Source organism: Aliidiomarina sp. (genome assembly GCF_047920995.1).
Classification (GTDB): Bacteria; Pseudomonadota; Gammaproteobacteria; order Enterobacterales; family Alteromonadaceae; genus Aliidiomarina.
Genome location: NZ_JBLRWZ010000006.1, coordinates 25192 through 48534 on the forward strand (window position 1 = coordinate 25192; position 23343 = coordinate 48534).

At 47.3% G+C, this 23343-nt stretch carries 15 protein-coding genes and 1 tRNA gene; 8 read left to right on the forward strand and 8 right to left on the reverse strand.

Annotated features, from left to right (window positions below; translation table 11 throughout):
* Positions 1–126 precede the first annotated feature (126 nt).
* From dnaG to ACNA7P_RS02795, 4 genes are all read left to right on the forward strand, one after another.
* Positions 127–1872: a DNA primase gene (gene dnaG, locus ACNA7P_RS02780; protein ID WP_416257085.1), complete on the forward strand. Its 1746-nt coding sequence runs from the start codon at positions 127–129 to the stop codon at positions 1870–1872.
* Positions 1873–1961: 89 nt separating this feature from the next.
* Positions 1962–3797, forward strand: a complete 1836-nt coding sequence (rpoD, locus tag ACNA7P_RS02785) for an RNA polymerase sigma factor RpoD (RefSeq protein ID WP_416257086.1) — start codon at positions 1962–1964, stop codon at positions 3795–3797.
* Between the two features lie 151 nt (positions 3798–3948).
* Positions 3949–4024 (forward strand) — tRNA-Ile (locus ACNA7P_RS02790).
* Between the two features lie 148 nt (positions 4025–4172).
* Positions 4173–5126, forward strand: coding sequence for a sensor domain-containing diguanylate cyclase (locus tag ACNA7P_RS02795; RefSeq protein WP_416257087.1), 954 nt, complete (start codon positions 4173–4175; stop codon positions 5124–5126).
* Between the two features lie 28 nt (positions 5127–5154).
* Here the strand turns inward: ACNA7P_RS02795 and ACNA7P_RS02800 are convergent, their stop codons facing one another.
* From ACNA7P_RS02800 to ACNA7P_RS02815, 4 genes are all read right to left on the reverse strand, one after another.
* Positions 5155–8247 (reverse strand): efflux RND transporter permease subunit, encoded by a 3093-nt coding sequence (locus ACNA7P_RS02800; protein WP_416257088.1) that lies wholly within the window; start codon positions 8245–8247, stop codon positions 5155–5157.
* On the reverse strand, positions 8231–9289 hold the full coding sequence (locus tag ACNA7P_RS02805) for an efflux RND transporter periplasmic adaptor subunit (RefSeq protein ID WP_416257089.1): 1059 nt from the start codon (positions 9287–9289) through the stop codon (positions 8231–8233). The genes ACNA7P_RS02800 and ACNA7P_RS02805 overlap by 17 nt, the downstream gene beginning before the upstream one ends.
* Positions 9290–9427: 138 nt before the next feature.
* Entirely contained in the window at positions 9428–10366 is a 939-nt protein-coding gene (locus tag ACNA7P_RS02810) for a tetratricopeptide repeat protein (protein ID WP_416257090.1), read from the reverse strand.
* A 192-nt stretch (positions 10367–10558) separates the two neighbouring features.
* Positions 10559–12139, reverse strand: a complete 1581-nt coding sequence (locus ACNA7P_RS02815) for an amidase family protein (RefSeq protein WP_416257091.1) — start codon at positions 12137–12139, stop codon at positions 10559–10561.
* 249 nt (positions 12140–12388) lie between these two features.
* On the opposite strand from ACNA7P_RS02815, the gene ACNA7P_RS02820 reads away from it, so the two are divergent.
* Positions 12389–13792: a M28 family metallopeptidase gene (locus ACNA7P_RS02820; protein ID WP_416257092.1), complete on the forward strand. Its 1404-nt coding sequence runs from the start codon at positions 12389–12391 to the stop codon at positions 13790–13792.
* 114 nt (positions 13793–13906) lie between these two features.
* Here ACNA7P_RS02820 and ACNA7P_RS02825 read toward each other — a convergent pair whose 3' ends face one another.
* From ACNA7P_RS02825 to ACNA7P_RS02835, 3 genes are read right to left on the reverse strand one after another with little or no spacing between them, the layout of a single operon-like run.
* Positions 13907–14833, reverse strand: a complete 927-nt coding sequence (locus ACNA7P_RS02825) for a prenyltransferase (protein WP_416257093.1) — start codon at positions 14831–14833, stop codon at positions 13907–13909.
* Positions 14811–15830, reverse strand: coding sequence for an amidoligase family protein (locus ACNA7P_RS02830; protein ID WP_416257094.1), 1020 nt, complete (start codon positions 15828–15830; stop codon positions 14811–14813). The genes ACNA7P_RS02825 and ACNA7P_RS02830 overlap by 23 nt, the downstream gene beginning before the upstream one ends.
* A 34-nt stretch (positions 15831–15864) precedes the next feature.
* Positions 15865–16290, reverse strand: a complete 426-nt coding sequence (locus ACNA7P_RS02835; protein ID WP_416257095.1) for a gamma-glutamylcyclotransferase family protein — start codon at positions 16288–16290, stop codon at positions 15865–15867.
* A gap of 78 nt (positions 16291–16368) precedes the next feature.
* On the opposite strand from ACNA7P_RS02835, the gene ACNA7P_RS02840 reads away from it, so the two are divergent.
* Complete coding sequence (locus tag ACNA7P_RS02840; RefSeq protein ID WP_416257096.1) at positions 16369–18036, forward strand: dipeptidyl-peptidase 3 family protein; 1668 nt, start codon at positions 16369–16371, stop codon at positions 18034–18036.
* 93 nt (positions 18037–18129) lie between these two features.
* On the opposite strand, the gene ACNA7P_RS02845 is transcribed toward ACNA7P_RS02840, so the two are convergent.
* Positions 18130–20205 carry a BCCT family transporter gene (locus ACNA7P_RS02845; RefSeq protein WP_416257097.1) on the reverse strand — a complete coding sequence of 692 codons (2076 nt, stop codon included), beginning with the start codon at positions 20203–20205 and terminating at the stop codon, positions 18130–18132.
* A 157-nt stretch (positions 20206–20362) separates the two neighbouring features.
* Here ACNA7P_RS02845 and ACNA7P_RS02850 point away from each other — a divergent pair, with 157 nt between their 5' ends.
* Together ACNA7P_RS02850 and ACNA7P_RS02855 are read left to right on the forward strand one after the other, a co-directional pair.
* The gene (locus ACNA7P_RS02850) at positions 20363–22291 is read left to right on the forward strand and encodes a hypothetical protein (protein WP_416257098.1); all 1929 of its coding nucleotides are present in this window, start codon (positions 20363–20365) and stop codon (positions 22289–22291) included.
* Positions 22288–23343: an efflux RND transporter periplasmic adaptor subunit gene (locus ACNA7P_RS02855; RefSeq protein WP_416257099.1), complete on the forward strand. Its 1056-nt coding sequence runs from the start codon at positions 22288–22290 to the stop codon at positions 23341–23343. Before ACNA7P_RS02850 ends, ACNA7P_RS02855 begins: the two co-directional genes overlap by 4 nt.

The following is a 23343-nucleotide window of genomic DNA, read 5'->3' on the forward strand; positions in this document are numbered from 1 at the left end:
ATCGATTGTTGGTAAAGCATTTGCTGCACTAACTAAAGAAACCGTGCTCAGCACGGTTTTTTTATTTTATGGGTTAAACCGCGCTTTTTGTTTTAAGCACGTGATGAGCAAGGTACATTAGTACGCATGGCTGGATTAATTCCGAAGGATTTCATTCAAGATCTTGTTGCCCGCGCTGATATTGTTGGCGTGGTGGAAAGCCGTGTGCGTTTGAAAAAAGCAGGCCGGAATTATCAAGCTTGCTGCCCATTCCACAATGAAAAAAGCCCTTCCTTTTCGGTGGCACCCGATAAGCAGTTCTATCACTGCTTCGGTTGTGGTGCGCATGGTAACGCCCTTGATTTTATTATGGAATACGATGGCTTGGAGTTTCCCGATGCGGTAGAAGAGCTCGCGGCGATGTTGGGGCTCGAAGTGCCGCGAGAAACTCGGCCAGGTAGCAAACCGGCCCGTGATAAAGCGGAAGTGGAAGATGATTTTGCGGTAATGGAAGCTTGTGCCCAGTTTTTTGCTCGCCAACTCAAAGAAAACCCTGAAAAAGAGCGCGTAATTAGCTACTTGAAAGGCCGCGGCTTAAGCGGCGAAGTGGTACGTGATTTTTGTATTGGCTATGCGCCAAAAGAGTGGGATTCGGTGCTGCGCAAGTTTGGTGGTAGCCGCAAGCAACAAGAACAGCTATTAGCATTAAAAATGATCACCGAAAACGATCGCGGCAAGCGCTTCGATTTCTTCCGTGATCGCATTATGTTCCCCATTCGGGATCGCCGCGGCCGAGTAGTAGGTTTTGGCGGCCGCGTATTAGAGAAAAGCGAACCGAAATATTTGAACTCGCCAGAAACGCGCCTATTTCATAAAGGGCGTGAGCTGTATGGCTTTTACGAAATGCGCCAACAGCATAAAGATCTTGAGCGGGTAATTATCGTTGAAGGCTATATGGATGTGGTGGCGCTGGCGCAACATGGTGTTACCAATGCTGTTGCCGCGCTAGGCACTGCCGCAACTACTGATCATTTGCAATTGTTGTTCCGGCAAACTAAGCAAGTAATTTGCTGTTTTGATGGCGATCGGGCCGGCAGAGATGCGGCCTGGCGCGCGTTAGAAAATTCATTGGCATTATTACGAGATGGTATCGATTTACGGTTCCTCTTTTTACCCGATGGTGAAGATCCAGATACCATTGTGCGCGCTGAAGGTGCTGAAGGCTTTAATAAGCGGGCTAACGAAGCAATGTCGTTCCGCGATTATTTCTTTGAGCACCTTACCGCGAAAATTGATTTGCGCAGCGATGCGGGTAAATCAGAGCTAATTGCCCAAGCCAAAGAATTGATTGGCAAGGTGGCCAGTGATTTCTATCGGCAAACCTTAATGGAAGCGTTAGCGAATAAATTAAGTAGAACCGTGCAAGAGCTTGAAAAACTGTTGCCGAACCTGAATCAAGGTAAGCAGCGAGCAGAAAAACCCAAAGGCCAACAATTAACCCCTGTTGCGCGCGCTATTGGCTTACTGCTGCAATATCCAGAACTTGGCCGTTTAATTCCCGTGCACAATGAACTAGACCATCTCGATATGCAGGGTGTGAAAGTGTTTATGGCGATTCATCGACAAACCCATGAACAGCAACTAAGCTCTGCACAATTACTTGAATCCTGGCGTGGTTCGCGCCTAGAAGAACGTTTGCGCCAACTCGCTAGTTGGAACCATCAAGTACTAGAAGACAACCTAGAGCAGGAATTCTCGGAAACCTATGTGTTTTTGATCGACCGTTATTTAGAGCAGCGCTATGAAACATTAAAAGCACTGCCCGCAAAAGACATGACACGCGAGCGCTTACAGGAACTAAATGAACTTGTACGCATGATGAAACGTAGTTAAAACTAAACTGGTTGAATCGCGCGCTTTTTGTTATAATTAACGGCTATTCCGCATAAATTCAAAATATCTTTACTGAGGTAATCGCCCGTATGCAGACTCGTCAGTCGCAACTTAAATTGCTTATTGCGAAAGGTAAGGAGCAAGGATACTTAACCTTTGCTGAGGTTAACGACCACTTACCGCAAGACATCGTTGATTCTGATCAGATCGAAGATATTATTCGGATGATCAATGATATGGGCATCAAGGTTTTCGAAACCGCCCCTGATGCCGATGATCTGATGATGAGCGAAGATTCTGCGGATGAAGATGCTGCAGAAGAGGCGGCGGCGGCACTTGCTACCGTTGAGAGCGAAATTGGCCGTACTACAGATCCTGTGCGCATGTACATGCGTGAAATGGGTACCGTAGAGCTTCTTACCCGTGAAGGTGAGATTGTTATCGCCAAGCGCATTGAAGAAGGCATTAACCAAGTTCAGTGTTCGGTAGCTGAATACCCAGAAGCGATTAACTTCTTGCTTGAACAGTGGGATGCCTACGAAGCTGAGCAAATTCGCCTTACCGAAATCATTTCCGGATTCATCGATCCGAACGAAGTGGAAGAAGCGCCAGTTAGTGCTACCCACATTGGTTCTGAGTTGAGCGAAAACCAACTGGAAGATGAAGACGATGATGCCGATGACGACGATTCCGATGATGACTCTACCGATACTGGCGTAGATCCTGAAGAAGCGCGCAGCAAATTTAATGAGCTGCGTGCGCAATATGAAGCTACTCGTGATGCCATTAAAACTCATGGCCGGGCTGATGCGAAAACCAACGAAGAAATTGAAAAGCTAAGCGAATTGTTCAAGCACTTCCGCTTGGTTCCGAAGCAGTTTGATCGCTTAGTAAAAGATATGCGCGAAATGATGGATCGTGTGCGCGTACAAGAACGCTTAATTATGAAGCTGTGCTTAGAGCAGGCGAAACTGCCGAAGCGCACTTTTGTACAAGCGTTTGCCGGCAATGAAACTTCGATGAGCTGGTTTGATGCGATTGTTGCCAAAGAGACGAAATACTCAGCAGCGCTAGAAGAAACTCGCGATGAAGTAGAGCGTTGTACTGGTAAGTTACGAGCAATTGCCGAAGAAACTGGTTTGTCGATCGCGAAAGTAAAAGATATCAACCGCCGGATGTCGATTGGTGAAGCGAAAGCTCGCCGGGCGAAGAAAGAGATGGTGGAAGCCAACTTACGTTTGGTAATTTCAATTGCGAAAAAATACACCAACCGTGGTTTGCAATTCTTGGATTTAATTCAGGAAGGTAACATTGGCTTGATGAAAGCGGTAGATAAGTTCGAATATCGCCGTGGTTACAAATTCTCGACCTATGCAACCTGGTGGATTCGCCAAGCAATTACTCGTTCTATTGCCGATCAGGCGCGTACTATTCGGATTCCGGTACACATGATCGAAACCATCAACAAGCTGAACCGTATTTCACGGCAAATGCTGCAAGAGATGGGCCGTGAGCCGCAGCCAGAAGAATTGGCAGAGCGCATGGTAATGCCAGAAGATAAGATTCGTAAGGTATTGAAGATCGCCAAAGAGCCGATTTCTATGGAAACGCCGATTGGTGATGATGAAGATTCGCACTTAGGCGATTTCATTGAAGATACTACGCTTGATTTGCCAGTTGATGCGGCAACATCAGAAAGCCTACAGAACGCAGTACGCGATGTTCTAGGTGGCCTTACGGCCCGAGAAGCAAAAGTATTACGGATGCGTTTCGGTATTGATATGAATACCGATCATACTCTGGAAGAAGTAGGTAAGCAGTTTGATGTAACTCGTGAACGGATTCGCCAAATTGAAGCTAAAGCACTACGCAAGCTGCGCCATCCAAGCCGCAGTGAGCAGTTGAAGAGCTTCTTAGACGAGTAATCGTGAAAAGGTTATCTAACTGATTGAAAAAGCGCCTCTTGGCGCTTTTTTGTTGCCGCGGATTTGGGTATACTTGCGCCGCTGCGAAAGAATCTCGCACACCATTCGTACATCATGATTCGTACATCATGATTCGTACATCATGCAAAATGGCCCCTTAGCTCAGTGGTTAGAGCACCCGACTCATAATCGGTTGGTCCCCAGTTCAAATCTGGGAGGGGCCACCATTTCAAGAACTCTTCCCGTATTTAATTAGTTTCTAGGTAAGTCAATTAATCCTGTGGCCTAGTTTGCGATTCCACAATTAAGATTTGGCGCTAAGTTTATAATTACTTATACTTAAGTTGGCCTAATACATGTAGGGTTCATATTATTATGCAAAAGCCAGCGCTTCCAGAAAATGAGGCAGAACGCCTGTACGCACTAAGAACACTGGGTATTTTAGATACGGGACATGAAGAGCGGTTTGATCGCGTAACACGCATAGCGAAGCGAATGTTCGGCGTTGATATAGCGCTAGTTAGCTTGATCGATGAGAATCGGCAGTGGTTTAAATCAAACCAAGGATTAGATGTTGCTGAAACACCGCGAGATATATCCTTCTGTGCTCATGGAATCAATCAGGATGGTTTGTTCATCATACCGAATGCTATTGAGGATGAACGTTTTTGCGATAACCCGTTAGTGATTTCTGGACCGAAAATTCGTTTTTATGCTGGCTACCCGTTGAAATTGCGGCCGGGCTTAAAAATCGGAACGCTGTGCTTAATCGATTCTAGCCCACGAGAGATGAGCGAGGAGGACCAACAAATCCTCACTGACCTTGGGTTAATGATTGAGCAGGAAGTGAAATCCATTCAACTAGCAACGTTAGATGAGTTGACGTTGATATCTAACAGACGTGGCTTTCTAATACTCGTTGATTATTCCATAAGTATGTGTAAACGTTTCAAGGTTCCTTTTACCTTCGTATTTTTTGATCTGAACAAATTTAAACTAATCAACGATACGTATGGGCATCATGAGGGTGATTACGTATTAAAAACTTTTGCTCGGTTAATGCTGGAAACGTTTCGTGAATCGGATGTTGTTGGTAGATATGGAGGCGATGAATTTACTTTAATGCTATCGAACGCAAGGGAAGAGCAAGTTTCAACACGGCTTGCCCAGTTTGCACAGGCAGTTACTGAAGAAAACAACTCGAATCAAAAACCTTATATAATAGAATATAGTGTTGGTATCGCTAGTTTTGATCCAGATACTGAGCTCACAATAGAGACTATGATAAACCTAGCTGATGCAGCAATGTACAAAGATAAATCTAGGTAAGCGCCACAAAGTTTTCTGCTTATTTCTATCAGGCCTCATCTGGGGCTGCTGCCATTTCCCGATCTAAACGAGCGCTTTCATCGGCGCGGGGTTTCACGAAACGGGCTAAACCGAGATACAGTACAGGCGTTAAGTACAAGGTAAACCCAACTGCAATACCCAACCCCCCGAACACTACCCAGCCAATGGCATTGCGCGCTTCTGCACCTGCTCCACTGGAAAGGATGAGCGGTAAAGCGCCAAGCAAAGTAGATACTAATGTCATCACGATTGGGCGTAAGCGAATGGTTGCTGCTTGCTCAACGGCCTCGCGCACGGTTTTGCCACGATCGCGCAATTGGTCGGCAAACTCTACGAGCAAAATCGAGTTTTTTGCCAATAAACCAATTAACATCACCAAACCTATCTGCGAATAGATGTTGATACTGTTGCCCGTTAGGAACAGGGCAAACAAGGCTGCTGCAATACCAAAAGGAACTGTAATCATAACCACGATAGCGCTATTTACGCTTTCAAATTGTGCTGCTAACACTAAGAACACAATGATAAAGGCCAGCACATAAGTGAGCATTACCTCACGCGCAGTTTCCTCAAAGGTTTGTGCTTCCCCTAAGAATACTAAACCGATATCCGGCGGCAGCAGTTCTTGGCCGATATCACGTAGGGCAACTACAGCCGCTTCAATAGACATATCTTCTGGTAGTTGCATGTCGATATTGATAGCGCGGCGTTGGGATTGTCGGGTAAGGTCTGCGGCTATGCCTTCTTCGGTTATGTTAGCAAGGCTGGAAAGAGGTACTAAGGTGCCATCACGTGCTCCAACATAGAGATTGATTAAATCACTTGGATCTTGCACTAAGGTACGGTTCGCTCGCAAGATAATAGGTATTGATTGGTCGCCAACATTTAAATCGGCAATATCATCACCATTAATGGCTACTCGCAGGGTAGTTGCGATATCGCTCAAAGGCACATTCAGTTCTTCTGCTCTACGCCGGTCAATATTAACGCGCAATTGCGGTTGTGTAGGTTGATACGATATTCGCGGAAAACCAAGTTCAGGTAGCTGTTCTTGGATTTTATCTTGGAATTGCAATGCGGCTGTATAGATTGCTTCATATGTAGGGCCGGTTAACGCAAGCTCGAGGCCACCGCCTTGGCCGCGTAGGTTCAAACTGTTGCTGCCAAATGCTCGGCCCGATACACCAGGAACTCCACTGATCGGCTCGTTGATTTCATCAAGGATATCTTGTTGCGATTTATCGCGAACATTCCAATGTTTCAGCCGTGCTGTAATGAACGTTAGATTCGGATCCCACTGACCAACCACGGTAAAAATGGAATCAATTTCGCCGTTCTCAACATAAGGCAGTAAAATCTCTTCTAGCTGATAAGCTTGCCGATCCATAAAATCAAGGCCAACTCCATCGGGCCCACGCGCGAAAATGCGGATGGTGCCGCGATCTTCCGGCGGTAAGAGTTCATTTTGTAAGTACTGATAAACGCTAAATGCGCTGCCGGCGGCAACAATACTGATTACCAATACCCACCATGCATGATTAAGGCAAAACCGTAAACTAGTTGCGTAAGCTGTAACTAACTTATTACCAAAGCGCGCAAGCCAGCTGCTGCTATTTCGTTTTAGCGGCAGCTTGGCGGTTAAAGCAGGAACCAACGATAACGCCACGAACGAGGATATGATTACTGCGGCTGCTAAGGTGCCGCCAAACTCGCGGAATAATAATCCAGCGGTTGAAGGCAAAAATGCGATCGGGATAAATACAGCCGCAAGCACTGCGGTGGTGGCTACCACGGCAAAAAACACTTCGCGTGTACCGATTACCGCCGCCGCACGGGCGCCCATGCCGGTGCTACGGCGACGCTGAATATTTTCCGTTACTACGATGGCATCATCAACGATAAGGCCAGTAGCGAGTACAAGCGCCAGCAGCGTAAGTATATTTATCGAGAACCCCAAAGCCCATAAAGCCGCTAGGGCACCCACTAGTGCCACCGGAATACTCGCTGCAGGAATAATGGTTGCGCGCCACGAACCAATAAATACACGCAGAGTAATAATTACTAAGAGAATGGTAAGCGAGAGTGAAATAACCACTTCACGTACAGAACCGCGAATGAACTCAGCGTCATCGGATGTTACTTGAAAAGTAAGGTTAGGAAAGCGTTGTTCAAGTTGCTCTACTTGCCGCAACACTTCGTTTGAGATTTGAATTGTGTTGGAACCGGCCTGCCGCAATATCTCTAAACCAATTACCGGGCGGCCATCGAGGCGCACCATGTTGGCCGCATCGGCGGGGCTAAAGAACACATTGGCGATATCACTTACCCGTGTATCACCGGCAACAATAATATCTTCTACTTGCTCGGCGGTTACCGAAGTTGCATCGGCTCGTACAATTAATTGCTGATCTGTGGAGCGAAGGGAGCCGGCGGGAACATCAAACGGAGCTTGCCGTAGTGCATTAGCAACATCGGCAACGGTTAGGTTAAAGCTAGAAAGGCGCAACGGATCGATATTTACCCGCATTACTCGCTGCCGTGCTCCGCGCAGCTGAACATCCGCCACACCGGGGATATTCAAAAATAACGGCGCTAAATCAGTTTCAACGCGCTCGGTGAGCTCTTCAAGTTGTAAGCTTTCGCTTGATACGGCAACGCTTACCACTGCTTGTGCATCGTTATCGGCTTTAATCACCGCCACTTGCTCTACTTCGGGTGGAAGGCGCCGTTGCACCCGGCTCACTGATTCGCGAGTTTCATTGGCGGCGGTATCAAGATTCACTCCAGGGCGAAACTCAATAACAATACGTGTGCTTCCTTCTTCGCTAGAAGAACGAATAGATTTCACTCCACTCACGCGAGCGGCTGCGGCCTCTAAACGGCTGGTTACTTCAGAATCCACAGTTTCTGGAGATGCACCGGGAAAGCTAGCCGTTACCGTAACAATCGGCCGATCAACATCGGGCAATTCGCGCACTTCTAGGCCGTTTAGTGCGGCGATACCTGCGATGATAATAAGTAAATTGAGAACAATAATGAGCACTGGCCTACGAATGGCCAGAGAGGGTAAATCATTGGTTGATTTAGTTTCCTTGGCCATTATCGCCTCCAGCATTTTGAATGCTTAATGCTTGTCCTGGCCGCAATGATTGCACCCCTTCAACCACAATAAAATCATCAGTGGTAAGTGCAGCAGATACGAGCAACTGACCGCGCAGACGTTGTTGAATTTCCACATCAATCCGCTCAGCCTTGTTATCGTTTACCCGCCAAACAAAAGCACCTTCAGCGCCCCACATTAATGCAGCTTCGGGAATTACGGCATAGCGCTCACCTTGGATTTGCAGGTTTATTCGAAAGCTCATGCCGGGGCGAAATTGATCGCTTTTGTTATTTAATAGAGCACGCACTCGCAACGTGCGTGTGCGCGGATCAACGCGAGAATCGATATCGGCAATTTGTAAAGTGAGAGTTTCACCGCTGCTCTGCCATGGAAAGGCTGCAACCGTGTCGTTATCTTGCAGCAGGCCTAGTGCGGTTTCCGGTGCTTGAAAGTTGATATATAACTGCTCACGAGCATCGATGGTGGTAACGATGGTGTTCTCGGAAATGCGGTCACCGATGTTGATGTCGGTTATCCCTACAACGCCAGCAAATGGTGCCCGAACAAAACGATCCGCTAAATTTACTTCGGCTTCTCGAAGTTGTACGGCAGCTAAATCTCTAATCGTGATTACATCATCTAAATCACTTTGCGGAATTGCTTCACGCTCGCGGCTCGCTTGTAACCTTGCAACCGTGCGTTCTGCACCGGTAAGCTCGATGCTGGCACGCTCTACCGCATTGCGCTGGCGCCTGCTATCGAGCTCAATGAGTACAGCGCCTTCTTCAACAAATTCGCCAGCACTAAAGTGAATGGCAGTTACAACATCGCCTACGGCTGGATAAATGGTCACCGATTTCACTGCTTCGGCATTACCAACTGCTTCTACACGCTGGGTTCGAGTATCAAATGCGATAGGCGCTACGATTACTTGAGCGGGTTGATTGCCCCCAAATTGTTGGGCGGTGGCGAGCGTTGGCATACTGCAAATAAAAAGGGCGAATAGGAGCGTTATAAAGCGAACTTGCGAAGTGCGCATGCAGAACCAGCCTTGGTAGTGGTGTTCGTGATAAAAGTATTGAATTACTGTTACTGAAACCAGGCCAGAAAAGATCAGAGAAAAGCGCACATTGACAATGATAGTGAAACGATCGCCAATGTGCAGATGAAGAAGGAATTAATTGTTGCCGATCACATCATCAAGTGAAGCCGCAGTAGGATCTGGGCGATTTACTGTGCAATTGCTACCCGATTGTTCGCAGGTAACGCCACGAATACGGCTGCCAATTGAGCGGCTATCGTAGTTACCAGATGCTGTAAGGCGGCGCACAATACCGGTAAGTTGGGTGTTTACGCGAAACGCAGAACCCCTCACCGTGATTACTTCCATATCTGTTGTGTTGGCAAAGCGATTGATTACTTCGTCACTACTATCATCGCGGGCTTCTAATTCACGCGTTACTTCACGTAAGTAACCACGAGCATCATCTACGCCGGCAATAATTAATTTCCGATAGAGTTCTCCAGCACCCACTAAATCTTCATCTACGCCAGCGCCAATTTGTTTCATGCGCCCTAGTAACATCATTGCTGTAACTAAGTTTTGCTCGCTGGCCGCTTCTAACAAGGTAAGTGCTTCGTTGAAATCTTCAGCGCTATCGGTACTAAACAACATAAGTGCTTTTTGGTATTGCGCGGGTGGATGGCCAAGATTCACAGCTACATCAAGTAAACGGTCGGCTTCTTGTTCGTTTTGTTCAAGAACAAAACCATTGCGGTGCCAATCCGACATTAAAAAGGTGGCAATAGGGCTATTGTAGCGCACACCAATGCGCACGAAGCGCTCGGCTTCTTTATCGCTTTGCTCGAGGCCATCGCCACTGGCGAACGCCATAGCAACAATAGCCGCAGCATCGCCGCTGCCATTGCGTGCCAAGCGCATTAAACGGCGCAATTCACCGCTACATTCGGCACTATCACATACGCGTTCGCTGGTTTGCGCAGCTGCGGTAATAAGCACAGTGGTGGATGCGGCTTGCGCATTTGCGCTGATACCGAATAGTGCAAGCGAAATGCTGCTTGCGAGCAACGTACCTTTTAAAACTGCAAATTGCATATATGCCTCTAGCTGAATGAAAACGCGTACAGTGTTTCTTTTACGTAGTGTGAAGTCAACGCGATCAGATTAACAAAATTGCAACCAAATGTTTCCAAATAGCGCCAAGAGCAGGGATTTCTGCGCTATACATACGTAACATCAAGCGCGCAACAAAAAGAGGTTGAAGAATAACAGCCCCTTTTAATGCCCTTAATCTTCGGCGTTGGTGGCCGGTAGCTCTGGCAAAAATAGCGGCTGCTGAAAGCCACCCAGTTCACTTTCAAGCATACTCGCTAGGCTAACCAATTGTGCTTCACTCCAGGGTAAGCCAATCATGCTTAGGCCTACAGGTAATGGGCCTTCTTTGCCTCCCGGAATAGTAATGGCAGGGTAACCAGACACTGCCGCGGCTGTAGAGGTGCCAAAACTATAGCCGGGGCCTTCTACTGGTGGAATTGGCCAGCTTGGTCCATAGGCCGGAATGATAATTGCGGCAGCACCTAGATCTTGTAAGTAACGGTTTAGGTGCCCTTCTGCAAGCTCTCGGCTTAGCGCCAGTGCGGCTTCATAACTAGGTTTGTGGGCCTCCAAATCAACAGCAGCGGCAATATCGAAGTACTCTTGGCCGAACAATGCGAGCTCGGTATCTGCATTGGCAAGGTTGTAATCAATTACTTCTTGCATGGTTTGCACAGGGGCATCGAAATCTACGAACCATTGCTCCAGATCCCGCTTAAACTCATACACCAGAACTTCTAACTCAGCTTGGCCAAGGTGGTTAGGTAAATTCCACTCAGTTACTTCAATCACTTCTACGCCATTGCTTCGCAACGCCTCCGCCACTTGGTTAGTAAGTGCTTGCACGCTGGTAAAACGCTGATCATAAGCGCGCACCAGTACTACTGATTCGCCACTAAAGGGCTGTTGTGCCGCTTCACTAAGAGGCATACCAAAACGTGCACGTGCTGCGGCGGTGGCCATGCCATCCAATAACAGCGCGGCATCATACACATAGCGTGCCATAGGCCCAGCAATATCTTGCGCTGCGGCTATCGGAATAATGCCATGGCCAGCTACAGAACCGCGGGTAGATTTAATGCCCACAACACCATTAACTGAGGTAGGGCACATAATGGAACCGTCGGTTTCAGTGCCGATGGCGAGTAAGCTGAAATCTGCAGCAACCGCGGCGCCGGAGCCTGCACTTGAACCACACGGATTGTGCGTGAGTACATGCGGGTTGCGAGTTTGTCCGCCAATACCAGACCAACCACTAATAGAGTTGCTACCACGGAAGTTGGCCCACTCCGATAAATTGGCTTTACCCATAATAATGGCGCCAGCTTCACGTAGCTGCTGTATGTGCTCGGCATCGCTGGCGGTAATGAAACCTGCCATAACTTTTGCGCCCGCCGTGGTGGCCATAGTATCGGCCGTAGCGATATTTGCTTTGATTACTACTGGCATACCATGCAATGGGCCGCGGGTTATGCCTTGTTCGCGCTCACGATCAAGCTCAGCGGCAATGGCTAGTGCTTCCGGGTTTACTTCAATAATCGCGCGAATGTTATGGCCTTGATGATTGTGCTCTGCAATCGCGGCTAAATAATGTTCCACTAAAGCAACACTGGTGAGGCTGCCATCCGCAAACTGTTGTTGCACAGCAGCCGCGTTGGTAAAAGTAGGATCGGCTGGCGTTATGGTTTCTGGCACTGGGCTGCAGGCACTCAATGCCAATGCAGCGGAAGCTAGAATGATAGTTTTTCGGATGGAGTTGAATCCAGTATTCACGGCAAATTCCTCGGTTTTTGTTATTGTAAGCAGTGCTGCCTTAAGAATTACGCATTTGCATCGCCAATGGAAGCAACATTTACCCGTTAAATCATACAACTTATCCCGCTTGTTTAACTTGCTACTTAAATAAGCAGTTCACCTAAGGTATGGTAAACGCGGATACATAGCTTAGCTGCCGCAAGTTTTCGTAGCTAATGCACATAACCTATGCACATAAACTAGCCGAGTTACCTGAAGGAATTCAGAATGCAAAAATCAAATATTTCGCGAGCAACTGGCGCTCTTGCACTCAGTGCAACAACGGCTCTAATGTTAAGCTCATTTGCGGCACACGGACAGGCCATTAGTTATAAAGACCAACCTAAATTACATGAAATTGCCGCTGCTCCGAGTGCCGAAAATTTGCGCCGTGATGTGCAGCAGTTAGTTGATTTTGGTACTCGCCATACATTATCTGAAACTGAATCAGATACGGTTGGCATTGGTGCTGCGCGCCGCTGGATTTATGCAGAATTTCAACGTATATCCGCAGCCTGTGGTGGTTGCTTAGAGGTTTACTACAGCAGTGATGTGATTGCGAACACTCCACGTATTCCCGATCCCACAGAGGTGGTAAGTGTTGTTGCCATTCAACGTGGTAAAACCGATCCAAGCCGGTATGTGCTGATGGCCGGCGATATTGATTCGCGTGTTACCGACATTATGGATGCTACTTCAGAATCACCGGGTGCCAATGATAATGCCACTGGTTTGGCGGGCACGTTGGAAGCGGCACGGATACTTAGCCAACATGAATTCCATGGTTCTATTGTTTACGCTGCGCTAAGTGGTGAGGAGCAAGGGCTATTTGGCGGTGAGATACTCGCGCGCCAAGCCGTTGAAGAGGGCTGGCGCCTACACGCGGTATTGAACAACGATATGATAGGTAATATCGCGGGTATTAATGGTGTGATTGATAATACAACAGCCCGTGTTTTTGCCGAAGGTACACGGCAAAATGAAACCCTCGAAGATGCGCGCCGGCGTCGTTTTACCGGTGGTGAAGTGGATTCGCCAAGCCGCAATTTAGGGCGCTACATTTCTTGGATGTCGGATCGTTATATCCCCAACTTAGATGTAATGTTGGTATATCGGCTAGATCGCTTTGGTCGCGGTGGTCATCATCGGCCTTTTAATGATGTAGGGTTTCCGGGCGTGCGTATTATGGAAACCAATGAGCATTATGATCGTCAGCATCAAGATCTGCGCAATGAAGATGGTCGTCATTTCGGCGATACCATTGAATTTGTAGATTTTGATTATGCAGCAAAATTAACAGCACTTAACGCGGTAACACTCGCAAGCATGGCGTGGGCGCCAGCGCCACCTAGTGAGGTTGAAATTGCTGGTGCGGTGCAACCTAGCACTACCTTAAGTTGGGCAGCTGCGGCTAAGCAAGAACAAGATATGATTGCCGGATATCGAATTTATTGGCGTTATACAGATGCGCCGAATTGGCAGTTTAGCCGTGATGTGGGCAATGTTACTGAGTTCACACTAGAAAATGTAGTGATTGATAATTACTTCTTTGGTGTAGCTGCGATAAGCAAAGATGGCTTTGAAAGCCCGGTTGTATTTCCTGGCGCGGCGGGCACATTTGATTTGCGTTAGTAGCTAGCAAACGATAGCGATCTCTCACTTCGTTAACATTATCAAAGCCTCTCGTAGTTATTTGGGAGGCTTTTTTATTGGTGTACTAATCTTGCGCTAAAGCTCACAAATTTCCTACCAGTTAAACCAAATACCGAGCGCAAGTAGCAGAATAAACAGATGAATTACCGCAACATTGAGGCCAAGTAGCGGAATGAGTTGGGGAATGTTATTGGCGTGTTGGCGCACACCTTGCAGTAACCTTGGTACCAGTACAAATGATAGCAGTGCCAATAGCGCACTAAAGGGAAGCCAGTTTGCAACAACCGCAATCACTAATACCAAGTAGCTGAGCAGCAGCTGCACAGCAAAAATTGATGCGCTGCTAGTGCGGCCAATGGCGATGGGGAAGTGCTTGCGGCCAACTGATAGATCGGCCTCTACATCAGGAAATTGGTTCAATAGTAGAAGGTTATTTACTAGCAACATCACAATGGCTGCAGCACTTACGATACCGTACCACGCGCCGTTCGCAGGCAGCGCCGGATACTCGTTGGCAAGGGCCCAGCTGGCGCCAAACGTGAGGAATAACCCAAAGCCTAAGCCGGGAGCAATTAAGCAGAGTAACGGGTAGCGATTAATGTATTGGGTGTAGCTATAAATGAGCAATACCCCAGGAATACCGAGCCACAGCAACGCCGGTGTTGTTTGCTGCACAATCCATAAGCCGCTCGCGATTACCGCTAATAAACTCACGCAAGCCAATACCAGCGCAGCGTTGGCGATGTGTGGATGCTGCACTAAGGTGCCACTGCCGCCGCTGAAGGGGGTTTTACGAGTTTTGAAATCAAGGCCCGAGCGAAAATCGAAGTATTCATTAAAGGCATTCACGCTTACATGGGCCAGCAAGCCAGCTGTAACTACCCAACCAACAATCTCGCCCTTTACTCCACCGAGTAAGGAATAGCTGAGAGCCAGTGCCAGTAGCAAACAGGCAACGGTAAGGGTTAAAAAATTCACTCGAGCAATCGCAAATAATTTAAAGGTGGGCTGCACTGCCACGGGCTAACTCCGGTAATACTTGGTTGATTAGATATGTTTGCCAATTATCGCTGAAGCCACTGAACAGTTTTTTGATCTCAATGCGATATTTTTCACTTACTTCATTTAGTAGTTCGCGATTTTCGGCTAATTGCTCAACTCGTACCCAGTTATTCCAAACTGAAAACAAACCCCAATCATCGCGATGCACTTCACAACCGGGCAGGCGGTAGTGAAACGTTGGCCGTGCTTTAATTAAATTATCATTTACTTTTGCTAGTACTCGCTGCTCATCGAGGTGACGAAATAATGGCAGCATATCGAGCGCTCGATTGCGTGTAGGGTTGTAACGTAAATAATCATCGATAAGCGTTTCCAAAGAAGGCCAATAACCGCTATCAAGAATAAGTTCGAGGTATTCTTTTGGAAATGGATCGATATAGTTGCTCACACGCCGAGAAATATCAGGATCTATTTCCTTAAGGAGCCAATCATAAAGGCATAAAAAGCTTTTTAAATGGGCGGTAATAGTATCGGCATCCAGTTTTGGTAATTCTGGATTTAGCTGCAGCCCAAATGCATAGGCAAGGCTATCAGATGAACCTTTGGCACCGGCCTTGCGCAGATCTGCCAGCAGTTCTTCCACCTCACTGATGCGGCTTAATGGTAATGGCGGGCTTACAATTTCTACTGGCACCACAGCCTCAGCTACCCATGCTAAACTTTTCTCTGCAGAATCACGCCAATTATCTTGTAGCTCTTCTCGGCCGATTTTTTTCAAGTAATCGTAATCAAATTCAATAATCCAATCACCAGCACTATCACCGCTAATTACATGTTCGTACCTGCCTTTGGCACTTTGTTCGCATTCTTCACAACGCTGCTTGAGAAAGTTTATCAATACATCTGTAGCCTGCTGCAGCTGTAGATTACCGAACTCGATCTCAATACCTACTTTACGCTCGTCGCCATCGTTATTTTGTTGCTGAGATGGCTGCAGTAATTTATTTGAGCTCATGGGGTACTCCTTCATTTACTCCGCTGGCCTTCATTTACTCCGCTGGTACTGGATTGATGTTACTGATCAGCCGATATACCCAAGCGGGCTCGCCGTCACTCAGAGTATAAAGGTATCGTTCATATTTCACACCCACGCGCTCATAGCGATCGAGCCTACGTAATTGCGTTGCGGTTACATAAAATACGCGGCCCTCGGTTGTGGCATCTTCATCGGGGAGAAGATCCAAGCCATAGCGCCGGTAACCTTCAAGCGTTCCAGGTTCAGTAGGCACATAGCCAAAAATCACCAACGAACGCACGAACGGATTTGTTAGCGTTCCAAAAGCGAAAACGCGGTGCTCTGCTTCTTGATCAATCTCTAGCGTGGTATCGGAGAACTTGAAACTATAGGGGTTTAACCAGATCCACCAAAAGCCGATGATCAGTAATAAACAAACACTAATAACTAGCCAGCGCACATATCACCCTTAGCAGTAAATATTGTTATTTTTGTGTATCATGCTCACAACCTGATTTCAAATAGAAGCGAGCAACAGATGGCCTTAACAACTACATTAAAACTTACTGTACTAGCTGTAGCCAGCAGCTTTTTATTGAGCGCCTGCTCCCCTGAGCCGGAAACCATTACTGCCAACGAAGCTTATGAATTGGCCCCCGAATCGGCAGATCGATTAAATATTTATGTACCCGTGCGCCTTGATTACGATGTAGCTAATTTAACCGAGGCGCAACGAGAGCTTATTTCGTTATTGATCGACGCTGCAGAAATTATGGACGATTTATTCTGGCAGCAGGCATATCCTGGAGATAAGCAAACGCTATTGGCTAATATAGCCGATGCGAATGTGCGCGAGTTTGTGAAAATCAATTACGGGCCATGGGATCGGCTTAATAATATGCAACCGATTCTGCAAGGCTATGGTGAGAAGCCTCTAGGGGCCAATTATTACCCAGCAGATATGAGCCGAGAAGAATTTGATGCGGCTGATTTGCCGGGTAAAAACGACCTTTATACCTTGGTGCGGCGCAACGCAGCCGGAGAGTTAATTACTATTCCATATCATGAGGCCTATGCTAGCCAATTGCAGCAAGCTGCTGCAATTCTGCGTGCCGCGGCTACCGTTGCTGATGATGAAATGATGGCAGAGTATTTACGCATGCGCGCCGATGCATTTATTAGCGGAGATTACCAAGCGTCAGATTATCAATGGATGGATGTTATCGATAGTGTAATTGATGTGATCATTGGCCCAATTGAAACTTATGAAGACCGCTTGTTTGGTTATAAGGCAGGGTTTGAAGCCTACATATTAGTGAAAGATCTAGAGTGGAGTGAACGTTTAGCAGTATATGCCGATACGTTGCCTGCGCTGCAACAAGGCCTGCCGGTAGCTGATGAATATAAAGCTGAGCAGCCTGGTTCGGATGCACAGTTGAATGCGTACGATATCGTTTATTATGCAGGGCACTCGAATGCGGGTAGTAAAACGATTGCGGTAAACCTGCCAAATGATGAAGAAGTGCAATTAGCGAAAGGTACGCGCCGTTCGCAGTTGAAGAATGCTATGCAGGCTAAGTTCGATAAGATCCTTGTGCCTATCGCTGATTTATTGATTGTTCCCGAGCAGCGCCAACATATTACTTTCGATGCGTTTTTTGCTAACACGATGTTCCACGAAGTAGCGCACGGCCTTGGAGTGAAAAATCTGGTGCACGGCGAGGGAACGGTGCGCCAAGCGCTGCGCGAATATGCATCTCCTCTTGAAGAAGGAAAAGCCGATATTCTTGGTTTGTACATGGTTACCCAATTGCTTGAAGAAGGCATTCTCACGGAAGGTGAGTTAGAGGATTACTATGTTACTTTCTTAGCAGGAATTTTCCGCTCGGTTCGCTTTGGTGCCTCAAGTGCGCACGGTCAAGCGAACATGATTCGGTTTAATTACTTCGCTAAGCATGGGGCATTTGTTCGCGATGAGCAGGGGATGTACGCCGTTCATATGGATAATATGCGGGCAGCAATGAATTCGTTATCCGGATTGATTTTGCGGTTACAAGGTGACGGTGATTATGCTGGCGTAGCACAACTGTTTGCAGAGATGGGTGGTATTGAACCGATGTTGCAAGAAGATTTGCACCGTATTGATGCAGCAAACATTCCGGTAGATATTGTATTTGAACAAGGAAAATCGGTTTTAGGCTTATAAGATAATCCGCTAACAATTAGTGAAAATCACTATAAAGCCCATGCGATGCGCAAGTTAAACATTACTTCGCTGCGCATGGGCTTTTTCTTTGCGTTATAGATCATTACTCCGCACTGGTGTTGCGTTATCATCCTCACCGTTCAAATCATCATCGTGCTCAGCTAAATCCCACGGTAAGCTGCCCGGCGAGTGATGAATAAAGTGCAGGTAGTTCTCAAACTGATTGAGTACATCATTAATGATGTCGGCTTTTTCAAAGCCATACACATCATAAGATTGGCCACCTTGGCGTAAGAATACTTCAGCACGATAGTATTCTTTCTTCTCACCTTTCTTCTCACCTTTCTTACCCATAGCAAAATCTGGGCGGGCGTAGGCCCGGGCACGGATTTCGTAGGTGAAATCGATGGAATCTTTGTCTACAACGAGCAATACGCGCACAGGGTCTTCTGCAATGGTAACCTCCGTTTTCCATTTCTGGCTGGTAAGCTCTTTGCACACTTCATCAAGGCACTCTTTACCCATTTCTTTAATGAAAGTTTCCACTTTATCCTGCGGTGGAAAATCCACTAAACCAGCTAAGCGCGTTTTCCAGTAGTTAGAGCCAGCATGCACCCCACGGCGGTGCATTTGCGTGTGGCTGCGTAAACTACTGTACTGATGCCCTTCTATTACTAGCGCCCGCCATAATCCCACGGCTGAAATCAGCATAATAATGGCAAACGGGAGGGCGCTCGCAATCGCCGCGGTTTGTAACGCGCCTAAGCCACCTGCTAATAACAGAACTGCGGCTACCACACCTTCCGAGCTTGCCCAGAATACCCGCTGCCAAACGGGGGTATTTGCAGCGCCGCCCGAAGCAAGCGAATCAATTACCAGTGAGCCGGAATCTGATGAGGTAACAAAGAAGGTCATAATCAAGATCACGGTTGCGAATGACAATAAGCTGGTCATTGGCAAGTTCTCGTAGAGCTTGAACAGGGCGATAGCTTGGTCGGCCTGCACATCACGCACTAAGGTGTCGTAACCTTGCATCATAATCATATACAGCGCGGTATCGCCAAATACAGAGAACCAGAAAAAGGTGAAGATTGTAGGCACTAACATTACGCCCACAACAAATTGGCGAATGGTGCGGCCACGGCTAATTTTAGCGATAAATAGCCCCACAAATGGCGCCCAGGCAATGGTCCAACCGAAAATAAATAAGGTCCAGTTACCAATCCAATCACTACGGCTGTAGGCCTGCAAATTGAAGGTGCGCTCTACAATGTAATTTAAGTAACTACCGGTATTTTGTAAGAATGTTTCGAGAATATGTACCGTTGGGCCGGCAAAAAACACGAACAAGAGCAAGAACATTACCAAGCTCATATTTACAATCGATAAGCGCTTAATGCCCTTATCAAGGCCAGCAACAACCGAGGCAATGGCCATCAAAGTAATCACAAAAATAATACCAATTTGTACTAAATTGGTAACCGGGATGTCTTCCCACAAATAATTTAGGCCAGTATTTATTTGAATTACTGATAAACCAAGCGTTGTAGCAATACCAAACATGGTGCCGAGGATGGCAAAAGTATCTACAGCATGCCCTGCTGGGCCATAAATTTTATCGCCAATGAGTGGATACAATGTTGAGCGCATCGATAGCGGTAAACCGTGGCGAAACGAGAAATAGGCCAGCACTAAACCTACTAAGCCATAGATTGCCCAAATATGAAAACCCCAGTGAAAATAGGAGATTTGCATGGCTTGCTTCGCTGCATCTACTGTAAGAGCAGCGCCTTGTGGTGGGCTGGCGTAGTGCAGCACCGGTTCAGATACACCGAAGAACAGTAAGGCAATACCATAACCCGCTGAAAACAGCATCGCGAACCACGACAGAAAGCTATATTCAGGATCTGCATGATCAGGACCAAGCTTGATGCGGCCCCATTTGGAAAGCGCAATTACCACAATAAACATCAAGAAAAGCGCCACAGCTAACATGTAAAACCAACCGAAATCTTCGGTAATACGTGCTAATGCGGTGGAGAACAGTTCTCCGGCGAGTTCAGGGTTTGCGAGAGTTCCAACAACGAGCAGAAAGATAACCGCTATGGCTGGAAGAAATACGGGCATTAATAGCGCAGAACGCCAACGTGAACCATTGGTTGCACTCATGTAAAACTCCTTCTATTTAACGCCTTTACATGGCTAATTACGTATTTAGGCTAGCATTCAGAGAGTAAATTACAAGTTGGCGCTGATCTGCGGTTCGCATATCTTATTGATTTACGCGATAGTAAGAGAATATCAACGCAGTTTAGGAAACCTTCACATGGCATTTGGTTCACGCATTTCTGCACAAATAAAATTTTCATTAGAGCGCATGCTGGGTGGCGGCGCCTTCCTGCAGTTGCTTTTGGCCTGGGCAATCGTTTTACTAGTAGCGGTTACTGGGGGATTTCTAGCGTATTTCCTAGCTCGAGGCGAGTTTGCTTTAACAGAGGAGTTTTGGTGGTCTTTCCTTCGTCTTACTGATCCGGGTTATCTTGGCGACGACGAAGGCCTTGGGCGGAGAATTATATCTACCATCCTCACTGTAGCTGGCTATGTTCTGTTTATGGGTACGCTAGTTGCTATTATGACCCAATGGTTGTTCCGGCAAATGCGTAATTTTGAGCTAGGGCAAACACCGGTAAGCTTCCGTAATCACACGGTATTACTGGGTTGGACATCGCGAACACTGCCGATCGTACGGGAACTGTTGAGCCCAGTAATTCCGCGCGCTACGGTGAATAAAATCGCGGTTCTGGCGGATGATATTACCGCCGGGCCAACTGCTGAAGTACGCGGTGAGCATATTTCTGGTAAGGATCGGCGGCGCATTGTATTGCGCTCTGGTTCACTATTAAACCCAGAGCATCTTACCCGTGTAGCTATTGAAAATGCGCGCACCATTATTATTCCATCGCGGAGTAATTTTGCGGAGCAAACACTGAGCGCAGATGCCGACATTATTAAGGTTTTGCTCTCGTTACATACGCAGTTTAAAGGTCGCCAAGGGCCACGAGTAATTGCTGAACTGCAAGATGCTCGCAAGGTACCCGTGGCATTACACACCTACAAGGGCTACTTACAATTAATTGCTAGTGATCTGATTATTTCGCGCATCTTATTGCGAAGCATTTTGTATCCCGGATTATCAGGGGTGGTAAACGCCTTGTTAATTGATCCGAATCAGGCCCAATTTATGCCTGAGAGTGCGGCGCGGTTGGTGGGGAAAAATTGGCAGCAAGTATTTGCCAGTTCAAATACTGCCACTCCATGTGGTGTGCTGCGGCCAACCAGAAATGCACAAAAACGAGATGAGTGCGAAACCTTATTAGCGCCGGCTGGAGATTTGAAAATTAAAGAGGGCGATGAAATACTCTATTTGGCGCTGAACTACAGTGACATCCATACTCATCAGCGAGCGGTTGGATATCGAGTTCAGAAAATGAATGAAAAACTAATTGCTCCCATTCGGCCATTGCAACGCAAAGTGTTGATATTGGGCTGGAGTAATCGAGTACTCACGTTACTTGCAGAAATGGCGAATGATGATCGTACTCAGTTTTCGGTATGTAATGTATCTACTACCCCATTAAACGAGCGAGAGTTGCTGTTTGCTGAACGTCAACTTGAAGGCTCGGGGCAACTGCAGGTAGAGTGGTTGCGAGCGGATTACACAACAGAATCAGCCATGCAGAAGTTGCAAGCGCATCATTTTGATTCCGTGATTTTATTTAGTAGTGATCGCTTAGCGTCTGGGGAGGAAGCAGACGCACGCAGCATTGTTGCGTTTATGGTTTTAGATTATTTGCTGGCCAAAGGCAACCCGAGTTTACGTCCTCATATCATGGTTGAACTGCATGATCCGAGCAACGCAGCATACGTAAACCATAGCCATAACGAAGTATTAGTGAGCTCGGTAATTGTTAGCCATGTATTGGCACAAGTTGCGGTGTATCCGCAGTTGCGGGCAGTGTATGAGCAATTATTAAGTGCCGATGGTGCACGATTAGCATTGCGTTTTTTACCCGCGAATTCACATCGGGTATTTACGATTGGCGAACTGCGTGAACTAGCGCTGAGTGAGCAAGCAGTGTTACTCGGTTACCAGCAAGAAGGAGGCGAAACGGTGCTGAATCCAAATCTGAATGCGCAGGTGCAAGTAAATGAGGGAACGCAGCTTATTATTTTACAAGGGCCAATAAACGAATGAATAAAATTCGCTTTACGGGTGTAATAGTAACATTGCTGGGAATCTTGTTAGTGGGCTGCGAGCGCAGTGAACAAGCAACCGGTAGTAACGGTGCTGAGCGGCAAACACCAATAGCCGCCTATGAGGTGGTGGGCCGCGATTTATCTCGCCAGCTTGCCCTCTCAGCTACGGTAACTGCGCGTGTACAAGTGAACCTCACTAGCAGAACGCAAGGCTTAGTGGCTGAAGTGTTCGTGGAAGAGGGTGATCACGTAACTGCGGGGCAATTACTTGCCCGGTTCGATGTAGTTGAGCATCAGGCTGAGCTCAATAGAGCGAAAGCGCAGGCGTTAGAAGCAGAGCTAGAGCTGCAGTGGGTGCGCCAACTGAGAGCTAGCCAAACGATGCCGGAAGCTGATTTACAGCGCGCCAAGGCCGCTTATGCTGCGGCAAGTGCCGAGCAAGAACTGTGGCAAACACGGTTAGATTTTGGTGCTATTTATGCACCTACAGATGCAGTAGTAACCGCACGTTATATTGAGATTGGCGAACCGGTGGAAGCGCAGCAGCACTTATTCACCTTAGCGAAAATGGATGAATTAGTAGTTCGGCCGGGTGTTTCTGAGCGCGATGTGCGTTATTTAACGCAGGGCCAACAGGTGCCGGTGCGGCTCGATGGCCTACCGGGGCAGAAGATAACGGGTGAAATTCGCCGAATTTTTCCTGCTGCGGATAGTGCCAGCAGGCTCATCAACATTGAGGTGCTGTTGCCTGCGGAAAGTTTTGCTCAAGGTGTTCGCCCCGGCTTCCTTGCTCGTATACCGCTGCAAGTAGATCCCCGCCCGGAAGCTATCGCGGTGCCAGCTGCTGCGGTAGGCGAAGATGGCGATCAACGTTATGTTTACCGAGTAGTTGATGATCGTTTAGAGAAAACCTTTATTGAAGTAAGTATTACTCGCGGCCAATGGACCGAAGTGCGTGAGGGTGTGAACATCGGTGATGTGGTATTGGCAACGAACCCAATTGATATGCGCGATGGTACCCGTGTGCGCATCGTAAATTGGCGGGGCTAG

What these genes read in the sequence shown, in the direction of transcription:
- dnaG (WP_416257085.1), top strand. Translation starts at nt 127, where the DNA reads ATGGCTGGATTAATTCCGAAGGATTTCATTCAAGATCTTGTTGCCCGC.
- rpoD (WP_416257086.1), top strand. Translation starts at nt 1,962, where the DNA reads ATGCAGACTCGTCAGTCGCAACTTAAATTGCTTATTGCGAAAGGTAAG.
- ACNA7P_RS02795 (WP_416257087.1), top strand. Translation starts at nt 4,173, where the DNA reads ATGCAAAAGCCAGCGCTTCCAGAAAATGAGGCAGAACGCCTGTACGCA.
- ACNA7P_RS02800 (WP_416257088.1), bottom strand. Translation starts at nt 8,247, where the DNA reads ATGGCCAAGGAAACTAAATCAACCAATGATTTACCCTCTCTGGCCATT.
- ACNA7P_RS02805 (WP_416257089.1), bottom strand. Translation starts at nt 9,289, where the DNA reads ATGCGCACTTCGCAAGTTCGCTTTATAACGCTCCTATTCGCCCTTTTT.
- ACNA7P_RS02810 (WP_416257090.1), bottom strand. Translation starts at nt 10,366, where the DNA reads ATGCAATTTGCAGTTTTAAAAGGTACGTTGCTCGCAAGCAGCATTTCG.
- ACNA7P_RS02820 (WP_416257092.1), top strand. Translation starts at nt 12,389, where the DNA reads ATGCAAAAATCAAATATTTCGCGAGCAACTGGCGCTCTTGCACTCAGT.
- ACNA7P_RS02830 (WP_416257094.1), bottom strand. Translation starts at nt 15,830, where the DNA reads ATGAGCTCAAATAAATTACTGCAGCCATCTCAGCAACAAAATAACGAT.
- ACNA7P_RS02840 (WP_416257096.1), top strand. Translation starts at nt 16,369, where the DNA reads ATGGCCTTAACAACTACATTAAAACTTACTGTACTAGCTGTAGCCAGC.
- ACNA7P_RS02845 (WP_416257097.1), bottom strand. Translation starts at nt 20,205, where the DNA reads ATGAGTGCAACCAATGGTTCACGTTGGCGTTCTGCGCTATTAATGCCC.
- ACNA7P_RS02850 (WP_416257098.1), top strand. Translation starts at nt 20,363, where the DNA reads ATGGCATTTGGTTCACGCATTTCTGCACAAATAAAATTTTCATTAGAG.
- ACNA7P_RS02855 (WP_416257099.1), top strand. Translation starts at nt 22,288, where the DNA reads ATGAATAAAATTCGCTTTACGGGTGTAATAGTAACATTGCTGGGAATC.